General features: G+C 42.7%; 4 protein-coding genes. 2 read left to right on the top strand and 2 right to left on the bottom strand.

The window, feature by feature from the left end; all coding sequences use genetic code 11:
* The first annotated feature begins 111 nt into the window (after positions 1 to 111).
* Together V7K55_RS16910 and V7K55_RS16905 are read left to right on the top strand one after the other, a co-directional pair.
* Positions 112 to 684, top strand: coding sequence for a TIGR03985 family CRISPR-associated protein (locus V7K55_RS16910; RefSeq protein WP_334833240.1), 573 nt, complete (start codon positions 112 to 114; stop codon positions 682 to 684).
* Between the two features lie 30 nt (positions 685 to 714).
* Positions 715 to 1,308, top strand: coding sequence for an HD domain-containing protein (locus V7K55_RS16905; protein WP_334833238.1), 594 nt, complete (start codon positions 715 to 717; stop codon positions 1,306 to 1,308).
* Between the two features lie 174 nt (positions 1,309 to 1,482).
* Here the strand turns inward: V7K55_RS16905 and V7K55_RS16900 are convergent, their stop codons facing one another.
* The gene (locus tag V7K55_RS16900; RefSeq protein ID WP_334833236.1) at positions 1,483 to 1,872 is read right to left on the bottom strand and encodes a hypothetical protein; all 390 of its coding nucleotides are present in this window, start codon (positions 1,870 to 1,872) and stop codon (positions 1,483 to 1,485) included.
* A 40-nt stretch (positions 1,873 to 1,912) separates the two neighbouring features.
* Complete coding sequence (locus tag V7K55_RS16895; RefSeq protein WP_334833234.1) at positions 1,913 to 2,971, bottom strand: AMP-binding protein; 1,059 nt, start codon at positions 2,969 to 2,971, stop codon at positions 1,913 to 1,915.
* Between the last annotated feature and the right edge of the window lie 43 nt (positions 2,972 to 3,014).

Raw genomic sequence — 3,014 nt, 5'->3', positions numbered from 1 at the left:
AGGGACAATATGTTTGAAAATATGGCACAAGCCCAACGACTCTGCTCTTTTGGTTTAGACATACTCAAACGAATTTTTAGAATGAAATAGCCCTGAGCTTATCCTGTATGTATTTACTACGTTCAACGTGCTAAATATCTTTGTGCTTATGGGATTAATCCTGATGGAAATATGAACTGGTATAGCTATCGTCTGGAACGGATTAAATCGGAAGAATTCTTAGAATGGTCAGACGATCGTGTTCCCCAGTTTTTAGGGGATAAATATCACAACAATAATCTACCTCAACCGTCTGAAGTTCAAGAGTCTATTAAAAAAGTGTGGGGATTTGATTTTTATCAGCCAGCCTGTTTAATGTTACTTCGCTTTCATCGTAATTTTCATGACTCCTACATTAAAGATACTTTTCGCCATGAAACATTTACACCGATAAAATCCTCAAAGCAGATAATTGAGCTAATTAAAAAATCTGCGGATAATTCATCACAAGCAAAACATTTAGTCGAAATTGTGCAGCGCTTACCCCAGGATGCCTATTACACAGCTAAATATCGCCAAAATGATAACAATGTGATTATGCGTTTAAGAGCTTGGGGCCCAAATGTAGAGGTTCTATTACCAGTAGAATTACGCTCACGTATGGCGAAAGACATCCAAGAAACTTGGAAAATTTATCACAATTAAAGTCAACACCAATAACCAAAGGAAAAATCCATGAGTTCAAACACGTTAGAAAAATCAAATTTAACTTCTCGCTTTGAGTCAGCGTTAGTTTATGCAACCAGACTCCATGCGACTCAAGTCAGAAAAGGTAGTGATATCCCTTATGTTAGCCATCTGTTGAGTGTAGCAGCATTAGTTTTAGAAGATGGTGGCTCGGAAGATGAAGCGATCGCTGCTCTACTCCATGATGCTATAGAAGACCAAGGTGGTGCAAAGACTCGTGAAGAAATTCGTCAAACATTTGGAGAAAAAGTAGTCAATATTGTTGATGGGTGTACTGAATCAGAAGTTATCCCCAAACCTCCTTGGAAGGAACGTAAACAAGAATATCTAATCAGAATGCAGTATGCTTCCCCTGAAGTGAGGCGAGTTTCCCAAGCTGATAAATTGCACAATGCCCGTTCAATTTTAGCCGATTGGTATCGAGACAAAGAAGCTGTTTGGAACAAATTCAAAGGTGGTAAGGAGGGAACACTCTGGTACTATCGTAGTTTATTAGCTGTGTATCAAGGAATTGGCTCAAGTTTTCTGAGTAATGAATTAGAGAGAGTAATTATACTTTTAGAGCAAGTTACTCAAGAATAAGGGAAGTGGTGTCGAGGATATTGATTGAAAATGCAGGGAAAATCAACCAATAAAAGATGCTGTTCATGTCTGGGAACTTTCTTACAATGATCTACCTTGCTGGTGTAGGCATACCCAAAGGTGATGTAGAGGCGATCGCATTTCTAAAATTAAAAAATGCGATCGCTTCTTGTTTCAATTAGCTTTCCGCTCTTTGAGGACTTGATCTAGCAAATTTCTCGCAGGTTGGGCTTTAGCCAACGCTATTTGATGGTCATTATAAGCCCGAACAAGGCGAGAAAGACTGCTCACACCTGCCTTGAGTTGCTCAAGTTCTTCACCAGCAACCAGTTCCCCATCCAGCATCCGCCCAATTAACGGTTTGATATCACCCACTTCTTGCCGGACTTTTTGGAGCTTTTCTAGGCTACTCAACAAGGTTTTGAGTGAGTTCAAGATGTCGTCAATATCTTGCACATCCTCTACTTGTTCCGGCAAATCTTCAATTTTCACTGTCTCTTCATCTGATATTGTAGGCAATTCCTGTGCAGACATTTCAGTTTGAACCCCGTTTGGCCGTGCCATTGATGCTTCCTCAAGGAATTTTCCTTAGTGTATCGCTGATTTAGCCGATGTTAAGCAATTTCGCCATCGCTAACCGTTGCAGTTTCCCGGTAGCGCCACGAGGTAATTCATCTAAAATGTGAATTTGCTTCGGAACTTTGAAGTCTGCCAACATAGTTGAACAGTGAGCTAAAAGTTCTTTTTCGCTAGCTTCTCCCTTGAGGACAACAGCAGCGTGGATATCTTCACCTAAAGATTTGTGGGGGACTGCAAAAGCTAAAGCTTCATCGACGGCGGGATGACGCAGCAAAACATCATCCACTTCTAAAGGAGAAATTTTTTCCCCACCCCGGTTAATCAATTCTTTAATGCGTCCAGTTAAGTGGAGATAGCCGTCTGCATCCAGAGTACCTTGATCTCCTGTGCGGAACCAACCATTTACAAAAGCTGTGGCGTTGGCTTCTGGGTTGTTTTCGTAGCCATCAATGACATTAGGTGCTTTTACCACCACCTCGCCCAAGCTTCCCTGAGATAATAGGTTGCCTTCAGAGTCCATGATGCCGACATCCACACCAAAGCCATAACCAACACTACCTGGTTTCCGCACTTTTGGCGGTAGAGGATTGGTAGTCATTAAGTGGGATGCTTCAGTCATGCTGTAAGATTCCACCACGGGAGCATTGAGAGTTATCTCCAACTGTTCAATGATAATCGGGGGCAAAGAAGCGCTACTAGAGCGAATGAAACGAAAGCGATTAGCTTGGACAATTTCTGTGTTGCGGCTAGCGCGGGCCAAAATTGTCTGGTGCATAGTTGGCGCTGCGGAGTACCAGGTAGGTTTGTAGGTATCTACGAGTTTCCAAAACTCTAAAGCGTTAAAACCATTGGGACAAATTAATGTGCCGCCTGATGCTAGGGTTGACAGCAAACAACCCACTAATCCGTGAACGTGGAACAGGGGCATTAAGCACAGTGTAGTATCATCTGCTGTGAGTGAGTAAGCACCAATGATGTTGTTAGCTGAGGCGATTAAGTTGCGATGACGAATCGGCACACGTTTCGGACGGCTGGTAGTGCCGCTAGTGTGGAGAATCATCGCTAGATCGTCAGACTGAGGCAAGGGGGCAGGGGGCAGGGGGGAAGTTTCTCTTTGACTAATTCAA

The organism is Nostoc sp., from assembly GCF_036919895.1.
GTDB lineage: Bacteria > Cyanobacteriota > Cyanobacteriia > Cyanobacteriales > Nostocaceae > Nostoc.
Note: the sequence above shows the minus strand (reverse complement) of the source record. Positions and strands in the feature narration are given on the sequence as shown.

What these genes read in the sequence shown, in the direction of transcription:
- V7K55_RS16900 (WP_334833236.1), bottom strand. Translation starts at nt 1,872, where the DNA reads ATGGCACGGCCAAACGGGGTTCAAACTGAAATGTCTGCACAGGAATTG.
- V7K55_RS16905 (WP_334833238.1), top strand. Translation starts at nt 715, where the DNA reads ATGAGTTCAAACACGTTAGAAAAATCAAATTTAACTTCTCGCTTTGAG.